The 3,413-nt window shown below is 41.4% G+C and carries 5 protein-coding genes; all 5 read right to left on the reverse strand.

What is annotated here, in order from left to right; translation table 11 throughout:
- Positions 1-613 (reverse strand): translation initiation factor IF-2 N-terminal domain-containing protein (locus ACEQ1T_RS24245; protein ID WP_370225115.1); only part of this gene is annotated, 613 nt, incomplete at its 3' end.
- Positions 614-632: 19 nt separating this feature from the next.
- The gene (locus ACEQ1T_RS24250) at positions 633-935 is read right to left on the reverse strand and encodes a YlxQ family RNA-binding protein (RefSeq protein WP_009330704.1); all 303 of its coding nucleotides are present in this window, start codon (positions 933-935) and stop codon (positions 633-635) included.
- Positions 932-1,216: an RNase P modulator RnpM gene (gene rnpM / locus ACEQ1T_RS24255; protein WP_206836497.1), complete on the reverse strand. Its 285-nt coding sequence runs from the start codon at positions 1,214-1,216 to the stop codon at positions 932-934. The genes ACEQ1T_RS24250 and rnpM overlap by 4 nt, the downstream gene beginning before the upstream one ends.
- A gap of 17 nt (positions 1,217-1,233) precedes the next feature.
- Positions 1,234-2,391, reverse strand: a complete 1,158-nt coding sequence (gene nusA / locus ACEQ1T_RS24260) for a transcription termination factor NusA (protein WP_206836495.1) — start codon at positions 2,389-2,391, stop codon at positions 1,234-1,236.
- Between the two features lie 92 nt (positions 2,392-2,483).
- The gene (gene rimP / locus ACEQ1T_RS24265; RefSeq protein ID WP_206836490.1) at positions 2,484-2,951 is read right to left on the reverse strand and encodes a ribosome maturation factor RimP; all 468 of its coding nucleotides are present in this window, start codon (positions 2,949-2,951) and stop codon (positions 2,484-2,486) included.
- Positions 2,952-3,413: the final 462 nt, after the last annotated feature.

Below are 3,413 nucleotides of genomic sequence, written 5' to 3' on the forward strand. Positions count from 1 at the left end.
CAAGATCCTGGTTAATTGTTGCCATAACACCCAGCATGAATAGCTTTTTAATGATTTCAGAAGGTTCGCGGTGCAGCTTCTTTGCCAGTTCCGCTACAGTCAGTGATTCGCTGAAAGTAATTTTTGAAGGAAGCTCCTTCACCTTTTTAGGAGCTGGGGCCACATGAGTCTGCTGCTGCTGTTTTCCTTTGTTATTTTTATTCTTATTGTTGTTTCGGTTATTGTTTCGGTTGTTGTTATTATTGTTTCTATTGTTGCTATTGCCCCGGTTATTTCCGGAGAAGCTTTTGCCGGACTGGCTGCCCTGTCCCTGGTTTCTGTTTTCGGCTGGTTTATTCTGAGGCTTGCTTTTAGGAGCTGTTGTGTTGACAGCACTATTATTTGAAGCCGGTTTTTGATTCCCTTGCGGTTTTTGCTGGCTTTGAGGTTTGCTCTGTTTTTGAGACTGGCTGTCATTCTTGATAAAGATTCCGTCAAGTTTCTGGACTGCAGCCGGCTCAATTGTAGTCATATGATTTGAAACCTCTATATTCATGTCTTTTAATTTTGTAATAACATCCTTGCTTGAAATGTTATGTTTTTTCGCATATTCATATACGCGCATTTTACTCATACTTTCACCCCCGCTAGTATTAATCGAGCAACGTTAACAGCTTTTTTGCAAATCCGGCATCTAACACTGCCACAACAACGCGGGCTTCCTTCCCTATAGCCTTACCGAGCATTTCCCGGTTTTGAATCAGCTTATAAGGAACCCCAAATGATTTACATTTATCTGTAACTTTCTTTGCCGTATTTGCGGATGCATCTGCAGACAGCAAAACAAGCTTTGCTTTACCGTTTCTGATCTCTTTAACAGCAAGCTCTTCTCCCGAAGTAATTTTCCGTGCCCGATTGGCTAAGCCAAGCAATGACATCCATTGATTTGAGTTCATTTGGATTGCCGTTTCTCCTTCTCTATTAACTCCAAGAGTTCTTCATAGATAGCTTCATCAATGGAAACTTCTAAATGATTGGCTAAGATATTCTTCTTCTTTGCTAACAAAACTGCTTCCTTTTCTTTGGAAAGATAAGCCCCGCGCCCTGATTTTTTACCGGTTGGGTCTACAGATACTTCCCCTTCTTTGGAGCGAACGATGCGAACGAGTTCTTTTTTCGGCCTCATTTCACCGGTAGCGACACATTTTCGCAAAGGAACTTTTTTACGATTGTTCACGATCATTCACCTCTTCCCTATTCTTTTCCCTCTAAAAGTTCATCCTGAAAATCGAAGTCTTCCTCATTTTCGTAGTCTTCGTTTTCATAATCATCATTATCAAAGTTCAACAGTGTTTCATCCCGCGGGTAAATTCCGGCTTCACGGGCATCTGTTTCTGATTTGATGTCAATTTTCCAGCCTGTAAGCTTGGCTGCAAGTCTTGCATTCTGGCCGCGCTTTCCGATTGCCAGGGAAAGCTGATAATCCGGAACTACAACTGTTGTCGCTTTGTCATCTTCATTTACGATTACGTCAAGCACCTTAGATGGACTTAGTGCATTGGCAACGAAAACCACCGGATCAGAAGACCACTTTACAATATCAATTTTTTCGCCCTTAAGCTCATTTACTACTGCCTGTACGCGTGTGCCCTTAGGTCCTACACATGAACCTACCGGATCAACTTCTTCATTGTCTGAATGAACGGAGATCTTAGAACGGTCCCCTGCTTCACGGGCAACGGATTTGATTTCAACAGTTCCATCATAAATTTCAGGCACTTCAATTTCAAATAATCTCTTCAGCAGGCCAGGATGTGTTCTGCTGACAAAAATTTGCGGTCCTTTTGTTGTCTTTTCTACTTTTGTAATAAAGACTTTAATGCGGTCATGGGGCTGATAACGCTCATTTGGCATTTGTTCGTTTGCCGGAAGGATCGCTTCAATCTTTCCAAGGCTCACATAGATGAACTTAGGATCTGTACGCTGAACAATTCCCGTCATGATATCTTCTTCACGGTCGATAAATTCAGAATAAATGATGCCTCTCTCCGCTTCACGGACACGCTGTGTAACAACCTGTTTGGCCGTTTGGGCAGCGATGCGCCCAAAGTCCTTAGGAGTTACTTCCATTTCAACCACATCTTCCACCTGGTAGTTTGGGTTGATCTTTTGAGCATCTTCAACTGAGATTTCAAGACGCGGATCAAATACTTCATCCACTACATCTTTGCGTGCAAAGACTCTCATCGTTCCGTTTCCTAGGTTTAAATCAATGCGCACATTCTGTGCCTGGTTAAAGTTTCTGCGGTAGGCTGACACCAATGCAGCTTCAATTGCTTCGATAATCACATCGCGAGAAATCCCTTTTTCTTTCTCAAGCAATGTCAGAGCATCCAAAAGTTCACTGCTCATGAGATTTATATCCCCCTTTATTTCTCTTATCAAATGATCAACACTGAGTAGCAATTGCTTATATTAATAAGCAAGCCCGCAATCAGCTGTCATTAGAAAACAACAGCTAAACGGGCATTCGCTACCTTTTCATAAGGAATTTCGATTCTTTTCTTCCTTGTTTTGATTTTCACTTCAACCGTAACGGTCTCCCCGTCAAATTGGGTTAACACACCTTCGAACGTCTTTTCTCCATCAATCGGTTCGTATGTTTTAACGAAAACATTCTTTCCGACTGCTTTAACAAAATCACTGTCTTTCTTTAGAGGGCGTTCAGCTCCCGGCGATGAAACTTCCAAGAAATAGTTGTATGGAATCGGATCTTCAGCATCAAGCTTTTCGCTTAGCTTTTCACTGACCATTCCGCATTCCTCGATATCAACGCCTGTTTCTTTATCAATAAATACGCGAAGGAACCAGTCTTTCCCTTCTTTTACATATTCAATGTCGACTAATTCTAAATTAAGTTCATCCACAATAGGGGTGACCAGTTGTTCCACCGTTTCAGTCACTTTGCTCATTCATTTCCCTCCTTTTTACTGGATTCTTAGCTCTTGTTTTACACTAATAAATTAGATATTGGCCCTGCTAAACTTTAATTAACATATAGTTTTAACATAGATCCGATATAAGGAAAAAACCGTACACAACACGAAAGAGTGGGTTGCCCCACTCTTCCTTTTGCGAGAGTTATTCTTAGTATTTCCAATAAAACTATACCATAACCAATTTTTTTATGCAAATGGAATAGCTGTCAGCAGAAGGGTTTGGAACATATGCCTGCACTCTTTTTAGAATAGAGAAAGCTGATTTTGTTCAGGAAGGGATTCCAGGCAGCCGTGGTTATCCAAATACTCGATAATTGTTTTGGACACTTTTCCGCGCTGCCTGGAATCCCTTCCTGAACAAAATCAGCTTTCTCTATTCTAAAAAGAGTGCAGGCATATGTTCCAAACCCTTCTGCTGACAGCTATTCCATTTGC

Origin of the sequence: Cytobacillus sp., assembly GCF_964223445.1 — a bacterium.
Taxonomy (GTDB): Bacteria; Bacillota; Bacilli; order Bacillales; family Cytobacillaceae; genus Cytobacillus.